This is a genomic window from Pseudomonas sp. FW305-25 (assembly GCF_017351415.1).
In the GTDB taxonomy this organism is placed as follows: domain Bacteria; phylum Pseudomonadota; class Gammaproteobacteria; order Pseudomonadales; family Pseudomonadaceae; genus Aquipseudomonas; species Aquipseudomonas chlororaphis.
Genome location: NZ_JACNDE010000008.1, coordinates 35,997 through 56,835, shown reverse-complemented (window position 1 = coordinate 56,835; position 20,839 = coordinate 35,997). Strand labels below are relative to the sequence as shown.

The window sequence follows — 20,839 nt, the reverse complement described above, 5'->3', positions numbered from 1 at the left end:
ATCAGCTTTCAAAGGCATTCCGTAGCCAGTTCAAATGAGTGGTCGTACCTGGGGCGCTGTCTATGGCGACCACATCGAAACGGCAAGGGTGGTTGGACCAGCGCGACTCGCGCTGCAGGAAAAGCTGTGCGGCGAGTATCAGTTTCTGACGCTTGCGTGCGTCGATGCTGCCTAGTGCGCCACCCCATTGCGTGTGTTGTCTGTAGCGGACTTCGACGAATACTACTGTATCGCCGTCAAGCATGACCAGATCAAGCTCGCCGCGTTTGCACAACCAGTTCTGCGCCAGCAGGCGCAGCCCCTGTTGTTCAAGATGCCGGAGCGCTTGGGCTTCGGCATCCTGACCGCTTTGCTGACGTGATCGTTGTGGCATTAGCGCTGGGTGTCAGGCAGGCGAGTGATCTGGCCGCTGACGAACTCGGCCCATGGCAGCTGGCGTTGAACACGCTGGCTCGGGCTCATGGTCAGGCTGCCCGACAGGCCTTCGATGCGGCTGTCCGGCAGGGCTTTGAGTTGCCCCAGGCGTGGTGCCAGGCGGTAGGCGTCGGCGCCCATCGCATACAGTCGACCCAGGCTGCCACCGGCTTGTGGCCACTGCGCGGCGACCTGTCGGCGCAGCGGGTCATTGGCATCCAGCAGCCAAGGCGTCTCGCAGAAGCGTATGCCGTTCATGTCGTTGTACTGGTTCTGGTCGCCGCTGGCGCTGAAGACATGAGAGGTGGCGTAGACAGGTACATCGCCGGCGTACTGGAAGTTCAGGGTCGGCTTGATCTGTTGTGCCTGTTGCGGAGTGGATGCCAGGAAAATGAACTCGATGTCCTGGCGACGTGAAGGTTGTGCGGCCACTTGAGTACCAGCGGCGTTCTGCAGGCTCTTGGCGCGGGCTTCGCTCTGGCGCAGTTGGAACAGGTCGGCAATCTGCTGGGCCAGGGCTACCGGCTGATCGACGCGTTCGATACCTACCACGCTACCGCCGTTACTTTCCCAGTCCTGACGGAAAGCCTTGAGCACACGATCACCCCATTCGCCGCGTGGCACCAGGACCGCAGCGCGGTGCAGGCCGTCGGCGCGGGCGCGGCGGGAGACTTCGCGAGCCTCATCTTCGGCGGCCAGGCCGAACTGGAACAGTTGCGCGGGGCCTTGTTCGCCTTCGCTGTAGTTCAGCGCCAGGGTGGTGATAGGCAGTTGCGGGCGTGCGGCGAGCTGTTTGACCAGCGGTTTTTCCAGCGGGCCGACGACCAGTTGCACGCCATCTGCCTGGGCCTTGCGATAGAAGTCATCCAGCGAAGTCAGGCGCGAGCTGTCGTAGAACTCGATGCTGGGTGGTTTTTGACCGGCTTGCTGAGCCTGATAGTGCGCGGCCATGAAACCGTCGCGCAGGGCCTTGGAGACCGCGGCCAGCGGGCCGTCCTGCGGCAACAGCAGGGCGATCTTGGACAGTGGCTGGCTGGCCAGCTCCTTGAGTTTGGTCAGCGGCAGCGGCAGCTGAATGGCAGCCGGATGCTTGGGGTTCTGTGCGCGCCAGTTGTCGATGGCGGCCTGCTGTTGTTCCAGGGTGCCGGCGGTCTTCACTGCCAGCGCCAGGCTCATCCAGCCGCCCAGGTCATCGTTGCCGACGGCTTGCAGTTGATCGGTCGGCAGGCTGGCAATCAATGCCCAGATGGCTTCGTGGTTCTTGCTCGCGGCGTCGTCCTTGAGCAGTGGCGCAATGAAAATGCGCTCCCGTGTCGCGGCGAGGGCCTGGCCGTCAGCCTCTAGTGCGCGAGCGTGGACAGTGCCGGTGCGGATTTGCTGCTCTTCCGGCAGTTCGCTCAGGCGTTGCAGGCTCGGGTGGCTCAGGGCAGTCAGGGCGGCCTTTGGCTGGTTGCGAGTCATGGCCAGTTCGGCGGCCAGGGTGCTGGCGAAAACCTGCTGGCCGGGTTTGAGTTGCTCCATCGGCACTTGTTGCAGGATTTGCGCGGCCTGGCCGGCGTTGCCCTGACGATAGGCCAGGTCGGCAGCGCTCAAGCGCAGCAGGGCTGCCTTGTCGGGCGTTTTGCTGTTGGCGGCCTGTTCGAGCAGTTGCTCGATGCTGGCATCCGGGGTCCGTGGAAGTTCGCCAAGGCTGGAGGAGGGCGAGCTGGCGCAAGCTGCCAGGAGGGCGGCAAGGCATAAGGCAGAGAACAGCCGCAGGCAAGCGATCATGTAAGTGTTCCTGATACTCGATCAAATTAGCGTGGAATTGTACCCAAGCACTGGCCGGGGCGCGATGTTACTGGCAATAAACCGTCTATTTTAGGTCGAGCAAATGTTGCAGTGCTTTAGAACGGCAGACGCTGTCGCAGGCTTGAGGTGCCTGCGACACGCATTCCGAAGGCTTCTACGCGCTACAATGGCGCTTTTACCGATCAAGAGGTGTGCGCTTTGACTGCTCCAGGTCCTTTGAATTCCGCTGCTGGCTCGCTTTATGTGGTGGCGACGCCCATCGGCAACCTGGACGACATCAGTGCCCGGGCCTTGAAGATCTTGCGTGAGGTGGCGCTGATTGCCGCCGAAGACACGCGCCACTCGCAACGCTTGATGCAGCACTTCGGGATTTCCACGCCGCTGGCCGCCTGCCATGAACATAACGAACGGGATGAAGGCAGCCGTTTTCTCACGCGTCTGTTGGCGGGAGACAGCGTTGCGCTGATTTCCGATGCGGGCACGCCGTTGATCTCCGATCCGGGTTACCACCTGGTGCGTCAGGCGCGTGCGGCCGGTATCAATGTCGTTCCTGTTCCTGGGGCTTGCGCTCTGATTGCGGCCTTGTCGGCGGCGGGGCTGCCTTCCGATCGTTTTATCTTCGAGGGCTTTCTGCCGGCCAAGGCGGTAGGGCGGCGCGGGCGTCTTGAGCTATTAAAGGAAGAGCCGCGTACACTGATTTTCTATGAGGCGCCACACCGTATTCTCGAGTGCTTGCAGGATATGGAGTCGGTGTTCGGTGGCGAGCGCCAGGCATTGCTGGCCCGGGAGCTGACCAAGACCTTTGAAACCCTCAAGGGGCTGCCGCTTTCGGAGTTGCGGGCTTTCGTCGAGGCAGACAGCAATCAGCAGCGCGGCGAATGCGTTGTACTGGTAGCGGGATGGTCAGCGCCGGAGAGCGACGAGGCTGTGAGCAGTGAGGCGATGCGGGTTCTCGACCTGCTGCTCAACGAGATGCCACTCAAGCGTGCCGCGGCATTGGCGGCGGAAATTACCGGCGTGCGCAAGAATGTGCTCTATCAAGTGGCGCTGGATAAACAGAAAGGCGAGTAAACGCGATCGGCGGAATGGCAAAAGGCTTTTATCACTTGTTCTTCTGCCGCTCTGCCGTTAACCTGCGCGGCGGAGAGTCGATTGGACAGTCGCTGCCCTCTATGAAAATTAGAGGGGGGAGGAAAGTCCGGGCTCCATAGGGCGGAGTGCCAGGTAATGCCTGGGAGGCGTGAGCCTACGGAAAGTGCCACAGAAAATAACCGCCTAAGCACTTCGGTGCCGGTAAGGGTGAAAAGGTGCGGTAAGAGCGCACCGCACGTCTGGCAACAGTTCGTGGCTAGGTAAACCCCACTCGGAGCAAGACCAAATAGGGTTCCAAGGCGTGGCCCGCGCTGGAACCGGGTAGGTTGCTAAAGATGTCCAGTGATGGCCATCGTAGAGGAATGACTGTCCTCGACAGAACCCGGCTTACAGATCGACTCTCCACCTTTTCCCTCCCTGCTTGAATCAATAGCAGAAGCGCTTTTGTAATACCGAAAAGATCTTACTCTTAACAAATTACTTTAACTTCGCGATACAGCTTCTTGAGCTGATTGAAGTTATTGCACCAAATCCTTCGCCAAATTCCCGTTACCCCTCCTTTTAGTCTCCTAAATCTCCGTTCTATAAGGCTTTTCCGTCGCTCCGTGCCTTGACGGTGTGGTGGGCGCATTCCTATAGTGTGCGCAAGTGGCGGAAAGTGGCATGAAGTGGGTTTTTTGGACGTAAAACGCTAAAATTTGGAGAAACGCTGACGTGTTTCGCGGAGCTAACGCTATCAGTCTCGACGCAAAGGGCCGTCTCGCCATGCCGAGCCGGTACCGTGACGAGCTCGTTTCGCGTAGTTCCGGGCAACTTATCGTCACTATTGATGCCGTTGATCCGTGTTTGTGTGTCTACCCCCTCGACGAGTGGGAAATTATTGAAACCAAGCTGCGCGCGCTGCCTTCGCTACGTGAAGAAAACCGTCGCTTGCAGCGTTTGCTGATTGGTAATGCCGTCGACCTCGAACTCGATGGCAGTGGTCGTTTTCTGGTTCCGCCGCGTCTGCGCGAATATGCCAAGTTGGATAAGCGCGCAATGTTGGTAGGCCAACTGAACAAGTTCCAACTGTGGGACGAGGATGCCTGGAATGCTGTTTCCGCAGCGGACCTGGCAGCTATTCAACAACCGGGCGCCATGCCTGATGAACTGCGTGATTTGATCCTGTGACTATTGATAGCGGCTTTAACCACATCACCGTACTGCTTGACGAAGCCGTCGAGGCTCTCGCCGTACGTCCTGATGGCTGCTATCTGGATGGCACCTTCGGTCGCGGTGGTCATAGTCGTCTGATCCTCAGCAAGCTTGGGCCGGATGGCCGGCTGCTTGGATTCGACAAAGATCCTCAAGCGATTGCCACCGGGCAAGCGCTAGCGGCCGAAGACGGCCGCTTTGTCGTTGTGCAGCGCAGCTTTGCCGAGCTGGGCTCGGAAGTGGCCGAGCGTGGCCTGGATGGCAAGGTCAGCGGCGTGCTGCTCGACCTGGGAGTGTCTTCGCCGCAGCTCGACGATCCTGAGCGCGGCTTCAGTTTTCTCAATGATGGTCCCTTGGATATGCGCATGGACCCGTCCCGCGGCATCAGCGCGGCGGAGTTCGTCAACACCGCGCCGGTGGAAGAAATCGCCCGTGTATTCAAGGAATACGGCGAAGAGCGTTTCTCCGGTCGTATGGCCCGCGCCGTGGCTGAGCGCCGCGACATCAAGCCGTTTGAGCGCACCGCCGACCTGGCGGAAGTCTTGAAAGTCGCCAACCCGGCCTGGGAAAAGGGCAAGAACCCGGCAACCCGTGCGTTCCAGGGGTTGCGCATTCATGTCAACAACGAACTGGGCGATCTGGAAGCCGGCCTCGAAGCCGCGCTGGAATGCCTGGAGGTCGGCGGCCGTCTGGTGGTCATCAGTTTCCACTCGCTGGAAGACCGCATCGTCAAACTGTTCATGCGCAAGCTGGTGAAGGGCGAGGCGGACAACCTGCCTCGCAACCTGCCGGTGCGCCACGTGGCTTTCGAGCCGAAAATCAAAGTCCATGGCAAAGCGCAGACGGCCTCCGATGCCGAGCTCAAGGCCAACCCGCGTGCCCGTAGTGCTGTCATGCGCGTTGCGGAGAAGCTGCGGTGAGCAAGCTTTTCGCCAAGCCACTTCCAGGCGGAAGCTTTTTCATGCTTCTGCTGTTTATCGGCGTCCTGGTGTCCGCGATTGCGGTGTCCTATAGCGCTCACTGGAATCGCCAACTGCTCAACACGCTGTACGGCGAGTTGAGTGTGCGTGACAAGGCACAAGCGGAGTGGGGACGGCTGATTCTCGAACAAAGCACCTGGACCGCCCATAGCCGGATCGAAGTGCTGGCCACCGAGCAACTGAAAATGCGCATTCCCGGCGCGGCAGAAGTTCAGATGGTGGCGCCATGATGAAGCTTGAAGGCGCACTCTTCCCCTGGCGGTTCCGCCTGGTGCTGGGCTTGCTCGGCATCATGGTGGCGGCGATCGCCTGGCGCATCATCGATCTGCAGGTCGTCGATCGCGACTTCCTCAAGGGGCAGGGTGATGCGCGCAGCGTTCGGCATATTCCGATCCCGGCTCACCGTGGCTTGATCACCGACCGTAACGGCGAGCCGCTGGCGGTCAGTACGCCAGTGACCACTCTGTGGGCCAACGCCAAGGAAATGCAGCTGGCCAAGGACAAGTGGCCGGCATTGGCTGCTGCCTTGGGGCAAGACCCCAAGGCGCTGGCCGAGCGCCTTGAAGCGCAAGCCAATAAAGAATTCATCTACTTGGTACGCGGCCTGACGCCCGAGCAGGGCCAGCAAGTTCTCGATCTCAAAGTGCCGGGGGTGTATGGCATCGAAGAGTTCCGGCGCTTCTACCCGGCCGGCGAAGTGACCGCGCACATGGTCGGTTTTACCGACATCGACGATCGCGGTCGCGAAGGGGTCGAACTGGCTTATGACGAGTGGCTCGCCGGAGTTCCGGGCAAGCGCCAGGTCATCAAGGACCGGCGCGGCAGACTGATCAAGGATGTCCAGGTCACCAAAAACGCCAAGGCCGGCAAGCCCTTGGCGTTGTCGATTGACCTGCGCCTGCAATACCTGGCTAACCGCGAACTGCGCAATGCCATCGTCGAGAACGGCGCCAAGGCCGGCAGCCTGGTCATCATGGACGTGAAGACCGGCGAGATCCTGGCCATGGTCAACCAGCCGACCTACAACCCGAACAACCGTCGCAACCTGCAACCGGCGATGATGCGTAACCGCGCCATGATCGACGTGTTCGAGCCGGGTTCGACCATGAAGGCCATCTCCATGAGCGCGGCGCTGGAAACCGGCCGCTGGAAACCGAGCGACACCGTCGAGGTGTATCCAGGCACGCTGCAGATCGGCAAATACACCATTCGTGACGTCTCCAAGAGTGAAGGCGCGGTACTCGACCTGACCGGGATTCTGATCAATTCCAGTAACGTTGGCATGAGCAAGATTGCCTTCGATATCGGTGGCGAAGCCATCTTCCGCCTGGCCCAGAAAATCGGTCTTGGCCAGGACACCGGTCTCGGCTTTCCGGGTGAGCGAGTTGGCAACCTGCCGAATTACCGCGAGTGGCGCAAGGCCGAGACCGCCACGCTGTCGTACGGCTACGGCATTTCGGTGACCGCGATCCAGCTGGTTCACGCCTTCTCGGCCCTGGCCAATAACGGTCGCATCGCTCCGCTGACTCTGATCAAAACCGACAGGACGCCGGAAACCACCCAGGTGATTCCGGAAAAGGTCGCCAAGACCATGCAAGGCATGTTGCAGCAGGTGATCGAGGCGCCGCGCGGTGTGTTCCGTGCCCAGGTACCGGCTTATCACGTGGCCGGCAAGAGTGGTACTGCGCGTAAGACTTCGGTCGGTACCAAGGGTTATGCCGAGAACTCCTACCGCTCGCTGTTCGCCGGTTTCGGCCCGATGAGCGATCCGCGCTACGCCATAGTCGTGGTGATCGACGAGCCGAGCAAGGCCGGTTACTTCGGTGGTCTGGTATCGGCGCCGGTGTTCAGCAAAGTGATGTCCGGCACCCTGCGTCTGATGAATATCTCGCCGGACAACCTGCCACCTACCCAACAAGCCAATGCGGCACCAGCTAAAGGAGGGCGCGGCTGATGTCTCTTAGCCTGAACAAGATTTTCGCCCACGCTGGTCGTGATCTGCTGATTCGCGAACTGACCCTGGACAGCCGCAATGTGCGCGCCGGCGATCTGTTTCTTGCGGTTCCTGGCGGCAAGTTCGATGGTCGTGCGCACATCGCCGACGCCTTGCAGCGCGGTGCAGCTGCGGTGGCTTATGAAGTCGAAGGCGCGACTGTCCTGCCGATTACCGACGTGCCGCTGATTCCGGTCAAAGGCCTGGCGGCGCAGTTGTCGGATATCGCCGGGCGTTTTTATGGCGACCCGAGCCGCAACCTCAACCTGATTGGCGTGACCGGTACCAACGGCAAGACCAGCGTGACCCAGTTGGTGGCGCAGGCACTCGATCTGCTGGGCCAGCACTGCGGCATTGTCGGCACCCTCGGCAGCGGTTTTTATGGCGCGCTGCAAAGCGGCATGCACACCACGCCGAACCCGATTGCCGTGCAGGCCACCCTGGCCGACCTGAAAAAGGCCGGCGCCAAAGCCGTGGCGATGGAAGTGTCGTCCCATGGTCTGGACCAGGGGCGAGTCAGTGCTCTGGCCTTCGACGTGGCGGTGCTGACCAATCTGTCTCGCGACCATCTGGATTATCACGGCACCATGGAAGCCTACGGCTCCACCAAGGCCAAGCTGTTCGGCTGGACCGATCTGGGGTGCCGTGTCATCAACCTCGACGATGAGTTCGGTCGGCTGCTGGCCAGTGACGAACAGGATTCGCGGCTGATTACCTACAGTCTCGAGGATCCGCGGGCCTATCTGTACTGCCGCGAAGCGCAATTCGACGACGAAGGCGTGCGTGCAACCCTGGTGACTCCGCAGGGCGAACATCATCTGCGTAGCACCTTGCTCGGTCGTTTCAACCTGAGCAACGTGCTGGCCGCTGTCGGCGCCTTGCTCGGCCTGGATTACGCCCTCGACGAAATCCTTAACGTACTGCCGAAACTGGAAGGCCCGGCCGGTCGCATGCAGCGCCTGGGCGGTGGTTCGCAACCGCTGGTGGTGGTCGATTACGCCCACACCCCGGATGCCCTGGAAAAGGTACTGCTGGCCCTGCGTCCTCATGCCAAGGGCCGTTTGCTGTGCTTGTTCGGCTGTGGCGGCGATCGCGATCGCGGCAAGCGTCCGCTGATGGCGGAAGTGGTCGAGCGCCTGGCCGACGGCGTTCTGGTCACCGACGACAACCCGCGCACGGAAGATCCGGCGCAGATTTTCGACGACATTCGTGCCGGCTTCAGCGCAGTGGACAAGGTCGAGTTCGTTTCTGGTCGCGGCCTGGCCATCGCCCAGTTGGTCGCCGGCGCTTCGGCGGACGACGTGATTGTCCTGGCCGGTAAAGGTCATGAGGACTATCAGGAAATCAATGGCGTGCGTCTCGACTTCTCCGACCTGGTGGAAGCTGATCGAGCGCTGACCGCGTGGGAGGTGGCCCATGCTTAAGGCCCTGAAACTCAGTGAACTGAGCGGACCGCTGGCGGGGCGCCTGCTGGCTGGCGATTGCAGCTTCGATGGCGTGAGCATCGACAGCCGGGCGATCAAGCCGGGCCAACTTTTTATTGCCCTGGCCGGCCCACGCTTCGACGGGCACGACTACCTGAATGAAGTCGCCGCCAAAGGCGCCGTCGGTGCCCTGGTCGAACGCGAAGTGCCAGACAGCACGCTGCCGCAGCTGCTGGTCAGCGATACCCGGCAGGCGCTCGGCCAACTGGGGGCGTTGAATCGCGCGGCTTTCACCAAGCCGGTAGCGGCGATTACCGGCTCCAGCGGCAAGACCACAGTCAAGGAAATGCTTGCGAGCATCCTGCGCACGCGCGGGCCGGTGCTTGCCACACGCGGCAATCTGAACAACGACCTGGGCGCGCCCTTGACCCTGCTGGAACTGGCCCCGGAGCACACCGCGGCCGTGATCGAGCTGGGGGCTTCGCGCATCGGCGAAATTGCCTACACCGTAGCGATGACCAAGCCGCAGGTCGCCATCATCAATAATGCCGGTACCGCTCATGTGGGCGAGTTTGGCGGGCCGGAGAAAATCGTCGAGGCCAAGGGCGAGATCCTTGAAGGGTTGGATGCTTCCGGTATCGCTGTGCTCAACCTCGACGACAAGGCCTTCCCGATCTGGAAAGCCCGCGCCGCTGGCCGTCAGGTGCTGAGTTTTGCCCTGACCAACAATGCCGCCGACTTTTACGCCTCGGATATCCAGCGCGATGCCCGCGGCTGCCCGAACTTCACCCTGAACGCGGGCAACGGTTCCGAGCGTGTCCAGTTGAACCTGCTGGGTACCCATAACGTTGCCAATGCCCTGGCCGCTGCCGCTGCCGCGCATGCCCTGGGCGTGTCCCTGTTCGGCATCGCCACCGGGCTCAACGCGGTGCAGCCGGTCAAGGGCCGCACTGTCGCCCAACTGGCGAAAAACGGCATGCGGGTAATCGACGACACCTATAACGCGAACCCCACGTCAATGTGCGCGGCCGTTGATATACTCGCCGGCTTTTCCGGTCGCACCGTCCTGGTGCTCGGAGATATCGGCGAGTTGGGCGATTGGGCGGAGCAGGGGCACCGCGAAGTGGGTGCTTATGCCGCCGGCAAGGTGTCGGCGCTCTATGCCGTGGGCCCGATGATGGCCCACGCGGTCGCCGCCTTCGGTGAGCACGCCCGACACTTCGCCAGCCAGGCCGAGCTGATCGCAGCCCTGGGCGCCGAGCAAGATACAAACACCACTATTTTGATCAAGGGATCGCGCAGCGCGGTGATGGAAAACATCGTCGCGGCTTTGTGTGGTTCCAGCACGGAGAAACATTGATGCTGCTGCTGCTAGCGGAGTACCTGCAACAGTTCTACAAAGGCTTCGCGGTCTTTCAGTACCTGACCCTGCGCGGGATTCTCGGGGTACTGACTGCACTGGTGCTGTCCTTGTGGCTGGGGCCGTGGATGATCCGCACTCTGCAGACCCGTCAGATCGGCCAGGCCGTGCGTAACGACGGTCCGCAATCGCACCTCTCCAAGTCGGGTACTCCGACCATGGGCGGCGCGTTGATTCTTTCGGCAATCGGTATCAGCACCCTGCTGTGGGCCGACCTGAGCAACCGTTATGTGTGGGTGGTGTTGCTGGTCACCCTGCTGTTCGGCGCCATCGGCTGGGTCGATGACTATCGCAAGGTGATCGAGAAGAACTCCCGTGGTCTGCCGAGCCGCTGGAAGTACTTCTGGCAGTCTGTATTTGGCCTGGGCGCGGCGATCTTCCTCTATGTCACCGCGCAAACCCCGGTCGAAACCACCTTGCTGATCCCCATGCTCAAGGACGTCAGCATTCCGCTGGGCATTGGCTTCGTGGTCCTGACCTATTTCGTGATCGTCGGCTCCAGTAACGCGGTCAACCTGACCGATGGCCTCGACGGCCTGGCGATCATGCCGACCGTGATGGTAGGCGGCGCCCTGGGCATCTTCTGCTACCTGTCGGGTAACGTGAAATTCGCTGAGTACCTGCTGATTCCTTACGTTCCGGGCGCGGGTGAACTGATTGTGTTCTGCGGCGCGCTGATCGGCGCCGGGCTCGGTTTCTTGTGGTTCAACACCTACCCGGCACAAGTCTTCATGGGCGACGTCGGCGCGCTGGCGCTGGGCGCGGCCCTGGGCACCATCGCGGTGATCGTTCGCCAGGAAATCGTCCTGTTCATCATGGGCGGCGTGTTCGTGATGGAAACCCTGTCGGTGGTCATTCAGGTGGCCTCCTTCAAATTGACCGGTCGTCGTGTCTTTCGCATGGCGCCGATTCACCACCACTTTGAACTCAAGGGCTGGCCCGAGCCGCGTGTGATCGTCCGTTTCTGGATCATCACCGTGATTCTCGTGCTGATCGGCCTTGCCACCCTGAAGCTGAGGTAGAACGAGTGTCTCTGATCGCTTCTGACCACTTCCGCATCGTTGTCGGCCTCGGCAAGAGCGGCATGTCCCTGGTTCGCTTCCTGGCGAACCGGGGCGTGTCGTTTGCCGTCGCCGATACGCGGGAAAATCCACCGGAACTGGCCACGCTGCGCCGTGACTATCCGCATGTGGAAGTGCGTTGTGGCGAGCTGGACGTCGACTTCCTGTGCCGCGCCGACGAGCTCTACGTGAGCCCCGGCCTGGCCCTGGCGACCCCGGCCCTGCAAGCCGCCGCCGCCCGTGGGGTGAAACTCTCCGGCGATATCGAGCTGTTCGCGCGTAACGCGAAGGCGCCGATCGTCGCCATCAGCGGTTCCAACGCGAAAAGCACCGTGACCACCCTGGTGGGGGAAATGGCCGCGGCGGCGGGCAAGCGGGTCGCCGTGGGCGGCAACCTGGGTACGCCGGCCCTGGACCTGCTCAGCGACGACGTCGAGCTGTATGTCATGGAACTGTCCAGCTTCCAGCTGGAAACCACCGACCAGTTGGGGGCCGAAGTGGCCACCGTGCTGAACATCAGCGAAGACCATATGGACCGCTACAGCGGCCTGCCGGCGTATCACCTGGCCAAGCACCGGATCTTCCGTGGCGCCCGGCAAGTGGTGTTCAACCGCCAGGATGCCCTGACCCGGCCATTGATCGGCGAAGGCCTGCCGTGCTGGACCTTTGGCCTGAGCAAACCCGATTTCAAGGCGTTCGGCCTGCGTGAAGAGAATGGCGAGAAATACCTGGCCTTCGAATTCCAGAACCTGATGCCGGTGCGCGAGCTGAAGATCCGTGGCGCCCATAACCAGTCCAACGCCCTGGCGGCGCTGGCCCTGGGGCATGCGGTCGGCCTGCCGTTCGATGCCATGCTCTCGGCCCTGCGCACCTTTGCCGGCCTCGAGCACCGCTGCCAATGGGTTCGCGACCTGGATGGCGTGGGGTATTACAACGACTCCAAGGCCACCAACGTCGGCGCCGCACTGGCGGCCATCGAAGGCCTGGGCGCGGATATCGAAGGCAAGATCGTGCTGATCGCCGGTGGCGACGGCAAGGGTGCCGAGTTCAAGGACCTGCGCGATCCGGTGGCGGCCAACTGCCGTGCCGTGATCTTGATGGGCCGCGATTCCGACAAGATCGGCGAGGCCATCGGCGATGCCGTGCCGCTGATTCGTGTCGGCTCCCTGGTCGACGCCGTGGCGCAATGCCGTGCCGCCGCCCAGTCCGGCGACGTGGTGCTGCTGTCGCCTGCCTGCGCCAGTTTCGACATGTTCAAGAACTACGAAGACCGTGGTCACCAGTTCGTCCGCGCCGTGGAGGATCTGGCATGAACCTGAGAGACATCATCAAGCCTTATCCATCGCCGATCATCACCGGGCGCGGCGTCGACCTCGACTTCCCGATGCTCGCCGGCTGCCTGACGCTGCTCGGCCTCGGGCTGATCATGATCGCCTCGGCCTCCACCGAAGTGGCGGCGGTGCAATCGGGCAGCGCCCTGTATTACATGATTCGCCACCTGATCTACGTGGTGCTGGGCCTGGGTGCCTGCATCGTCACCATGATGATTCCGATCGCCACCTGGCAACGCCTGGGCTGGATGATGCTGCTCGGTGCCTTCGGTTTGCTGGTGATGGTGATCATCCCGGGAATCGGCCGCGAGGTGAACGGTTCGATGCGCTGGATCGGCTTCAGTTTCTTCAACGTCCAGCCTTCCGAGATCGCCAAGGTGTTCGTGGTGATCTACCTCGCCGGTTACCTGGTGCGTCGCCAGAAAGAAGTGCGCGAAAGCTGGATGGGCTTCTTCAAGCCATTCATCGTCCTGTTGCCGATGGCTGGCCTGCTGCTGATGGAGCCGGACTTCGGCGCCACCGTGGTGATGATGGGGGCCGCGGCGGCGATGCTGTTCCTCGGTGGGGTCGGGCTGTTCCGTTTCTCCTTGATGGTGGTCCTGGCGGTCGCGGCGGTGGTCCTGCTGATTCAGATGCAGCCCTATCGAATGGCGCGCCTGACCAACTTTGCCGACCCCTGGGCCGACCAGTTCGGCGCGGGCTACCAGTTGTCCCAGGCCTTGATCGCTTTCGGCCGCGGCGAATGGCTGGGCGTTGGCCTGGGCAACAGCGTGCAGAAGCAGTTCTACCTGCCGGAAGCCCACACCGACTTCGTGTTCTCGGTCCTGGCCGAAGAGCTGGGTGCCGTGGGTTCCCTGTGCACGGTGGCGTTGTTCGTCTTCGTCTGTATCCGTGGCATGTACATCGGCCTGTGGGCCGAGAAAGCCAAGCAGTTCTTTGCCGCCTATGTCGCTTATGGCTTGTCGTTCCTGTGGATCGGCCAGTTCCTGATTAACATCGGGGTGAACGTCGGCCTGTTGCCGACCAAAGGTCTGACCTTGCCGTTCCTCAGTTATGGCGGCAGTTCGTTGGTGATCTGTTGCGCCTGTCTTGGCCTGTTGCTGCGCATCGAGTGGGAGAGTCGGACCCACCTGGGCAGCGAAGAAATGGAGTTCAGCGAGAGCGACTTCGCCGAGGAGCCAAGCCATGGGCGCTAACGTGCTGATCATGGCCGGTGGCACCGGCGGTCACGTGTTCCCGGCGCTGGCCTGTGCCCGCGAATTCCAGGCGCGCGGTTATACCGTGCACTGGCTCGGCACCCCGCGCGGCATCGAAAACGAGCTGGTGCCGAATGCCGGCCTGCAGCTGCACCTGATCAACGTCAGCGGCCTGCGGGGCAAGAGCAAGCTGTCGCTGCTCAAGGCGCCATTCGTGCTGCTCAAGGCAGTGCTGCAGGCGCGCCGGATCATTCGTCAGCTCAAGCCGGTCTGCGTGCTGGGCTTTGGCGGTTATGTGACCGGCCCTGGTGGCGTCGCGGCAAAACTGTCCGGCGTGCCAGTGATCGTTCATGAACAGAACGCGGTCGCCGGTACCGCCAATCGGCTGCTGGTGCCGTTGTCGGCCCGAGTCTGCGAAGCTTTCCCGGACACCTTTGGTGCCTCCAGCAGCCGGCGTACCACCGGCAACCCGGTGCGCACCGAGCTGTTCCTCGATACACCGCGCGAGGCCCTGGCCGGACGCAAGGCGCGTTTGCTGATCCTGGGTGGAAGCCTGGGAGCAGAGCCGTTGAACAAGTTGCTGCCTGAAGCCCTGGCGCTGGTCTCCCCCGAGCTGCGTCCGGAAGTGTTTCATCAGGCCGGCAAAAACCACGATGAAGTGACTGCAGAGCGCTATCGCGCCGCCGGCGTCGAGGCGCAGGTGCAGCCGTTCATCAAAGACATGGCCCAAGCCTACGGCTGGGCTGACCTGGTGGTCTGTCGCGCAGGCGCGTTGACCGTCAGTGAACTGGCTGCCGCCGGTCTGCCTTCGATGCTCGTGCCTTTGCCTCACGCCATCGACGATCACCAGACCCGCAATGCCGATTATTTGGCTCGTGAAGGCGCTGCCTTCCTGATGCCGCAAAGAACGACTGGCGCAGCGGACCTTGCCGCTCGCCTGACAGAGGTTTTGATGCAACCGGAACGACTCAACAGCATGGCCGACGCCGCACGTCGCCTGGCCAAACCCGATGCCACCCGTAGCGTGGTCGATATCTGCCTGGAGGTGGCCCATGGTTGAGAATCAGAAAGCCATGCCACAACCGGAAATGCGCCGTATCCGTCGCATCCACTTCGTCGGTATCGGCGGCGTGGGCATGTGCGGGATCGCCGAAGTACTGCTGAACCTGGGCTACCAGGTTTCTGGCTCCGACCTCAAGGCGTCGCCGGTCACCGAGCGCCTTGAGTCCTTTGGTGCGCAGATTTTTATCGGCCACCGTGCCGAGAACGCCGCCAACGCCGATGTACTGGTGGTGTCCAGCGCCGTGAACACCTCCAACCCGGAAGTGGCCACCGCCCTGGAACGCCGTATCCCGGTGGTGCCGCGCGCGGAAATGCTCGCCGAGCTGATGCGCTACCGCCACGGCGTCGCCGTTGCCGGTACCCACGGCAAGACCACCACCACCAGCCTGCTGGCCTCGGTGTTCGCCGCCGGTGGCCTGGACCCGACCTTCGTCATCGGTGGCCGGCTGAATGCAGCTGGCACCAATGCACAGCTGGGCACCAGCCGCTACCTGATCGCCGAAGCCGATGAAAGCGACGCCAGCTTCCTGCACCTGCAGCCGCTGGTGGCCGTGGTGACCAACATCGACGCCGACCACATGGCGACCTACGACGGTGACTTCAACAAGCTGAAGAAAACCTTCGTCGAATTCCTGCACAACCTGCCGTTCTATGGCCTGGCCGTGCTGTGCCTGGACGACCCGGTGGTGCGCGAGATCCTGCCGCAGGTCAAGCGTCCGACCGTCACCTACGGTTTCAACGAAGGCGCTGACGTGCGCGCGATCAATGTACGCCAGCAAGGCATGCAGACCTTCTTCACCGTGCTGCGTCCCGATCGCGAGCCGCTGGATGTCTCGGTGAACATGCCGGGCAACCACAACGTGCTGAACGCCCTGGCGACCATCTGCATCGCCACCGACGAAGGCATCAGCGATGAAGCCATCGTCCAGGGCCTGTCGGGCTTCCAGGGCGTGGGACGTCGCTTCCAGGTCTACGGCGAACTGCCGGTGGACGGCGGCAACGTGATGCTGGTGGACGACTACGGCCACCACCCGACCGAAGTCGCGGCGGTGATCAAGGCCGTGCGCGGTGGCTGGCCTGAGCGTCGCCTGGTGATGGTCTACCAGCCGCACCGTTTCAGCCGCACCCGCGACCTGTACGACGATTTCGTCCAGGTATTGGCGGACGCCAACGTCCTGCTGTTGATGGAAGTCTATCCAGCGGGCGAAGAGCCGATCCCGGGGGCGGACAGCCGTCAGCTGTGCCACAGCATCCGTCAGCGCGGTCAGCTGGACCCGATCTACATCGAGCGTGGGGTCGACCTTGCGCCGCTGGTCAAGCCGCTGCTGCGCGCCGGCGACATCCTGCTGTGCCAGGGCGCCGGTGATATTGGCGGTCTTGCGCCGAAGCTGCTGGGCAGCCCGTTGTTCGCGGGCGCCGTGCCTGCCGGTCAGGGGAAGTCGAAATGACCGCCGCCTACGCCTCTCTGTTTTCGACCCTCGCGCCGAAGGATTTCGGTCGCGTCGCCGTGCTGTTCGGCGGCAAGAGCGCCGAGCGCGAAGTCTCGCTGAAGTCCGGCAATGCCGTGCTTGAAGCCTTGCTGAGCGCCGGTGTAGACGCCTTCGGCATCGACGTCGGTGACGACTTCCTGCAGCGCCTGCTGAACGAGAAGATCGACCGTGCCTTCATCATCCTCCACGGTCGTGGCGGCGAAGACGGCAGCATGCAGGGCCTGCTGGAATGCATGGGCATTCCCTACACCGGCAGCGGCATCCTGGCTTCGGCGCTGGCGATGGACAAACTGCGTACCAAGCAGGTCTGGCACAGCCTCGGTATTCCGACGCCACGCCACGCCGTACTTGGCTCCGAGGCCGATTGTATTTCTGCGGCTACGGAACTGGGCATGCCTTTGATCGTCAAACCGGCGCATGAAGGTTCAAGTATTGGTATGGCCAAAGTGACATCCGCGTCCGAACTGATCGACGCATGGAAAGCGGCCAGCACCTACGACTCGCAAGTCTTGGTTGAACAATGGATTCAAGGTCCGGAGTTCACCATCGCCACGCTGCGCGGCCAGGTATTGCCACCGATCGCCCTGGGCACGCCCCACACGTTTTACGACTACGACGCCAAGTACCTGGCTTCCGATACCCAGTACCGGATTCCGTGTGGCCTCGACAGCGACAAAGAGCAGGAGCTCATGGACCTGACGGCGAAAGCCTGCGGGGCGCTCGGTATCGCCGGTTGGGCGCGTGCCGACGTGATGCAGGACGCCTATGGCCAGTTCTGGTTCCTGGAAGTGAACACCGCTCCCGGCATGACCGATCACAGCCTGGTTCCGATGGCGGCCCGTGCCGCCGGTCTGGATTTCCAGCAGCTGGTTCTGGCCATCCTGGCGGAGAGTGTCGTCAGTAACGCAGAGCCGCGAGGTTAAGGCCATGCAAGGCGCCCAGCTACGTCATCAGCAACCCGCTCCCGGCCGCAAGCCGGTGCCGCGTGGTGCCAGCCGGATGGTGGCCAAGGAGCCGATGTCGGCGCGCCTGCCGAAAGCCAACTTTGGCGTGCTGAAAAGCCTGATGTGGCCGGTGCTGCTGGTCGCGCTGGGCTTCGGCACTTACGAGGGCGCGCAGCGCCTGTTGCCCTATGCCGACCGGCCGATCACCAAGGTCGCGGTGCAGGGCGACCTGAGTTACATCAGCCAGCAGGCGGTGCAGCAGCGGATCGCGCCCTACGTCGCGGCGAGCTTCTTCACCATCGACCTGGCGAGCATGCGTACCGAGCTGGAACAGATGCCATGGATCGCTCATGCCGAGGTAAGGCGTGTGTGGCCGGACCAGGTGGTGATTCGCCTGGAAGAGCAGTTGCCGGTGGCCCGTTGGGGCGACGAGGCGCTGTTGAACAACCAGGGCCAGGCCTTCACCCCGCGTGAGCTGGCGAACTACGAGCACTTGCCACAGTTGTTCGGCCCGCAGCGGGCCCAGCAGCAGGTGATGCAGCAGTACCAGGTGTTGAGCCAGATGCTTCGCCCGATGGGTTTCTCCATTGCCCGTCTGGAGTTGCGCGAGCGCGGCAGCTGGTTCCTGACCACGGGGGCCGGCAGCGCCGGTCCTGGTATCGAACTGTTGCTCGGACGCGATCACCTGGTGGAGAAGATGCGCCGCTTCATTGCCATTTATGAAAAAACGCTGAAAGAACAGATTACGAACATCGCGCGCATCGATCTGCGTTATGCCAACGGCCTGGCCGTCGGCTGGCGGGAACCTGTAGCGCCCACGACGGCCCAACCCGCCGTCGCGAAGAATTAAGAAGAGGCAGGACCATGGCAAACGTGCAAAGCGGCAAAATGATCGTCGGTCTGGATATCGGCACCTCCAAGGTGGTGGCGCTGGTGGGCGAGGTCGCGGCCGATGGCACGCTGGAAATCGTCGGTATCGGCACCCATCCATCGCGCGGCCTGAAGAAGGGCGTGGTGGTGAATATCGAGTCCACCGTTCAATCGATCCAGCGCGCGGTAGAAGAAGCGCAACTGATGGCCGGTTGCCGTATCCACTCGGCGTTCGTCGGCGTGGCGGGCAATCACATTCGCAGCCTGAACTCCCACGGCATCGTGGCGATTCGTGATCGCGAAGTGAGCTCGGCGGACCTGGAGCGGGTACTCGACGCGGCGCAGGCCGTGGCGATTCCGGCCGACCAGCGGGTGCTGCACACCCTGCCGCAGGATTACGTGATCGATAACCAGGAAGGCGTGCGCGAGCCCCTGGGCATGTCCGGCGTACGCCTGGAAGCCAAGGTGCACGTGGTGACCTGCGCGGTGAATGCCGCCCAGAACATCGAAAAGTGCGTGCGTCGCTGCGGCCTGGAAATCGACGACATCATTCTCGAACAGCTGGCCTCGGCGTATTCGGTGCTGACCGACGACGAGAAAGAGCTGGGCGTGTGCCTGGTGGATATCGGTGGCGGCACCACCGACATCGCGATCTTCACCGAAGGCGCGATCCGCCATACCGCGGTTATCCCGATTGCCGGCGACCAGGTGACCAACGACATCGCCATGGCGCTGCGTACGCCGACCCAGTACGCCGAAGAAATCAAGATTCGTTATGCCTGCGCCCTGGCCAAGCTGGCCGGTGCCGGCGAAACCATCAAGGTGCCAAGCGTCGGCGACCGTCCGCCGCGCGAGCTGTCCCGCCAGGCCCTGGCCGAAGTGGTCGAGCCGCGTTACGACGAGCTGTTCACCCTGATCCAGGCCGAACTGCGTCGCAGCGGCTACGAAGACCTGATCCCGGCCGGCATCGTGCTGACCGGCGGTACTTCGAAAATGGAAGGCGCGGTCGAACTGGCCGAAGAGATTTTCCACATGCCGGTCCGCCTGGGCGTGCCGCACACCGTCAAAGGTCTGTCCGACGTGGTGCGCAACCCGATCTACTCCACCGGCGTGGGCTTGCTGTTGTACGGGCTGCAGAAGCAGTCCGACGGTATCTCGTTCTCCGGCATCGGTAGCCGGGACAGCTACAGCAGCGACGAACCCAAGGCCGCCTTGCTCGATCGCATCAAGAGCTGGGTGCAGGGCAATTTCTGAAGATTTACCGCAACACCGTTGTAAGCAGTAGGCGAAAAAACTAGAGAAATGAAAGGAGAGGGAAAATGTTCGAACTCGTAGACAACGTCCCCGCAAGTCCGGTAATCAAGGTTATCGGTGTCGGCGGTGGCGGCGGCAACGCCGTCAATCACATGGTCAAGAGCAACATCGAAGGCGTCGAATTCATCTGCGCCAACACTGATGCTCAAGCGCTGAAAAACATCGGCGCGCGGACCATCCTGCAACTGGGTACCGGCGTGACCAAGGGCCTGGGTGCTGGCGCCAATCCTGAAGTCGGCCGTCAAGCCGCCCTGGAAGACCGCGAGCGTATCGCTGAAGTGCTGGCGGGCACCAACATGGTGTTCATCACGACCGGCATGGGCGGTGGTACCGGTACCGGTGCTGCGCCGATCATCGCCGAAGTGGCCAAGGAAATGGGCATCCTCACCGTTGCGGTGGTGACCCGTCCATTCCCGTTCGAAGGCCGCAAGCGCATGCAGATCGCCGATGAAGGCATCCGCGCGCTGAGCGAAAGCGTCGATTCGTTGATCACCATTCCCAACGAAAAACTGCTGACCATCCTCGGCAAAGACGCCAGCCTGCTGTCGGCTTTCGCCAAGGCCGACGACGTCCTGGCCGGTGCCGTTCGCGGTATCTCCGACATCATCAAGCGTCCGGGCATGATCAACGTCGACTTCGCCGACGTACGCACCGTGATGAGCGAAATGGGCATGGCGATGATGGGCACTGGCTGCGCCAGCGGTCCTAACCGTGCACGTGAAGCGACCGAAGCGGCGATCCGCAATCCGCTGCTGGAAGACGTGAACCTGCAAGGCGCGCGCGGCATCCTGGTGAACATCACCGCCGGTCCCGACCTGTCCCTGGGCGAGTACTCCGACGTGGGTAGCATCATCGAAGCCTTCGCTTCCGAGCACGCGATGGTCAAGGTCGGTACCGTTATCGATCCGGACATGCGCGACGAGCTGCACGTGACTGTGGTTGCCACAGGTCTGGGCGCGAAAATCGAGAAGCCTGTGAAGGTCATCGACAATACCGTGCAAACCTCCATGGCCGCTGCACAGGCGCCAGCACCTGCTCGTCAGGAACTGCCGTCGGTCAACTACCGTGATCTGGACCGTCCGACCGTCATGCGCAACCAAGCTCAGGCCAGTGCTGCGACTGCGGCGAAGCTGAATCCGCAAGATGATCTGGACTACCTGGACATCCCGGCTTTCCTGCGTCGCCAGGCCGATTGATGGAATGTATCAGGGGTATTAGGGTGATTGGTGTTCAGCAAAGGTCTGGTCTGCTATTATCGCCAGC

At 62.2% G+C, this 20,839-nt stretch carries 18 protein-coding genes and 1 other RNA gene; 17 read left to right on the top strand and 2 right to left on the bottom strand.

Features of this window, described 5'->3' with window-relative positions; genetic code table 11:
• Position 1: 1 nt before the first annotated feature.
• Complete coding sequence (locus tag J4E58_RS10085) at positions 2 to 373, bottom strand: YraN family protein (RefSeq protein WP_023967295.1); 372 nt, start codon at positions 371 to 373, stop codon at positions 2 to 4.
• A complete protein-coding gene (locus J4E58_RS10080; protein ID WP_053262564.1) occupies positions 373 to 2,184 on the bottom strand; it encodes a penicillin-binding protein activator in 1,812 nt (603 codons plus the stop codon). Before J4E58_RS10080 ends, J4E58_RS10085 begins: the two co-directional genes overlap by 1 nt.
• Positions 2,185 to 2,421: 237 nt before the next feature.
• Between J4E58_RS10080 and rsmI the strand changes: the two genes are divergently transcribed.
• From rsmI to ftsZ, 17 genes are all read left to right on the top strand, one after another.
• Positions 2,422 to 3,276 (top strand): 16S rRNA (cytidine(1402)-2'-O)-methyltransferase, encoded by an 855-nt coding sequence (gene rsmI, locus J4E58_RS10075; protein WP_172963003.1) that lies wholly within the window; start codon positions 2,422 to 2,424, stop codon positions 3,274 to 3,276.
• 73 nt (positions 3,277 to 3,349) lie between these two features.
• Positions 3,350 to 3,703: RNase P RNA component class A (gene rnpB / locus J4E58_RS10070), an RNA gene on the top strand.
• Positions 3,704 to 4,011: 308 nt separating this feature from the next.
• A complete protein-coding gene (gene mraZ, locus J4E58_RS10065) occupies positions 4,012 to 4,467 on the top strand; it encodes a division/cell wall cluster transcriptional repressor MraZ (protein WP_003205355.1) in 456 nt (151 codons plus the stop codon).
• Positions 4,464 to 5,411, top strand: coding sequence for a 16S rRNA (cytosine(1402)-N(4))-methyltransferase RsmH (gene rsmH / locus J4E58_RS10060; RefSeq protein ID WP_007928467.1), 948 nt, complete (start codon positions 4,464 to 4,466; stop codon positions 5,409 to 5,411). The genes mraZ and rsmH overlap by 4 nt, the downstream gene beginning before the upstream one ends.
• The gene (ftsL, locus tag J4E58_RS10055) at positions 5,408 to 5,701 is read left to right on the top strand and encodes a cell division protein FtsL (protein WP_009050721.1); all 294 of its coding nucleotides are present in this window, start codon (positions 5,408 to 5,410) and stop codon (positions 5,699 to 5,701) included. The genes rsmH and ftsL overlap by 4 nt, the downstream gene beginning before the upstream one ends.
• The gene (locus J4E58_RS10050) at positions 5,701 to 7,425 is read left to right on the top strand and encodes a penicillin-binding protein 2 (RefSeq protein ID WP_164485859.1); all 1,725 of its coding nucleotides are present in this window, start codon (positions 5,701 to 5,703) and stop codon (positions 7,423 to 7,425) included. Before ftsL ends, J4E58_RS10050 begins: the two co-directional genes overlap by 1 nt.
• The gene (locus J4E58_RS10045) at positions 7,425 to 8,888 is read left to right on the top strand and encodes a UDP-N-acetylmuramoyl-L-alanyl-D-glutamate--2,6-diaminopimelate ligase (RefSeq protein WP_087092008.1); all 1,464 of its coding nucleotides are present in this window, start codon (positions 7,425 to 7,427) and stop codon (positions 8,886 to 8,888) included. The genes J4E58_RS10050 and J4E58_RS10045 overlap by 1 nt, the downstream gene beginning before the upstream one ends.
• Positions 8,881 to 10,248, top strand: coding sequence for a UDP-N-acetylmuramoyl-tripeptide--D-alanyl-D-alanine ligase (murF, locus tag J4E58_RS10040; protein ID WP_087092007.1), 1,368 nt, complete (start codon positions 8,881 to 8,883; stop codon positions 10,246 to 10,248). Before J4E58_RS10045 ends, murF begins: the two co-directional genes overlap by 8 nt.
• Positions 10,248 to 11,330: a phospho-N-acetylmuramoyl-pentapeptide-transferase gene (gene mraY, locus J4E58_RS10035; RefSeq protein WP_007928475.1), complete on the top strand. Its 1,083-nt coding sequence runs from the start codon at positions 10,248 to 10,250 to the stop codon at positions 11,328 to 11,330. The genes murF and mraY overlap by 1 nt, the downstream gene beginning before the upstream one ends.
• Positions 11,331 to 11,335: 5 nt before the next feature.
• The gene (gene murD / locus J4E58_RS10030) at positions 11,336 to 12,682 is read left to right on the top strand and encodes a UDP-N-acetylmuramoyl-L-alanine--D-glutamate ligase (RefSeq protein ID WP_007928476.1); all 1,347 of its coding nucleotides are present in this window, start codon (positions 11,336 to 11,338) and stop codon (positions 12,680 to 12,682) included.
• Positions 12,679 to 13,896 (top strand): putative lipid II flippase FtsW, encoded by a 1,218-nt coding sequence (gene ftsW, locus J4E58_RS10025; RefSeq protein WP_007928477.1) that lies wholly within the window; start codon positions 12,679 to 12,681, stop codon positions 13,894 to 13,896. The genes murD and ftsW overlap by 4 nt, the downstream gene beginning before the upstream one ends.
• Positions 13,886 to 14,956 (top strand): undecaprenyldiphospho-muramoylpentapeptide beta-N-acetylglucosaminyltransferase, encoded by a 1,071-nt coding sequence (murG, locus tag J4E58_RS10020; protein ID WP_009050717.1) that lies wholly within the window; start codon positions 13,886 to 13,888, stop codon positions 14,954 to 14,956. Before ftsW ends, murG begins: the two co-directional genes overlap by 11 nt.
• Positions 14,949 to 16,406 (top strand): UDP-N-acetylmuramate--L-alanine ligase, encoded by a 1,458-nt coding sequence (murC, locus tag J4E58_RS10015; protein WP_007922136.1) that lies wholly within the window; start codon positions 14,949 to 14,951, stop codon positions 16,404 to 16,406. Before murG ends, murC begins: the two co-directional genes overlap by 8 nt.
• Complete coding sequence (locus J4E58_RS10010; protein ID WP_087092006.1) at positions 16,403 to 17,371, top strand: D-alanine--D-alanine ligase; 969 nt, start codon at positions 16,403 to 16,405, stop codon at positions 17,369 to 17,371. Before murC ends, J4E58_RS10010 begins: the two co-directional genes overlap by 4 nt.
• Positions 17,372 to 17,375: 4 nt before the next feature.
• On the top strand, positions 17,376 to 18,242 hold the full coding sequence (locus tag J4E58_RS10005; RefSeq protein WP_007922133.1) for a cell division protein FtsQ/DivIB: 867 nt from the start codon (positions 17,376 to 17,378) through the stop codon (positions 18,240 to 18,242).
• 14 nt (positions 18,243 to 18,256) lie between these two features.
• Positions 18,257 to 19,516, top strand: a complete 1,260-nt coding sequence (gene ftsA / locus J4E58_RS10000; protein WP_007922131.1) for a cell division protein FtsA — start codon at positions 18,257 to 18,259, stop codon at positions 19,514 to 19,516.
• Positions 19,517 to 19,581: 65 nt separating this feature from the next.
• A complete protein-coding gene (gene ftsZ / locus J4E58_RS09995) occupies positions 19,582 to 20,772 on the top strand; it encodes a cell division protein FtsZ (RefSeq protein ID WP_007922129.1) in 1,191 nt (396 codons plus the stop codon).
• The last annotated feature ends 67 nt before the right edge of the window (positions 20,773 to 20,839 follow it).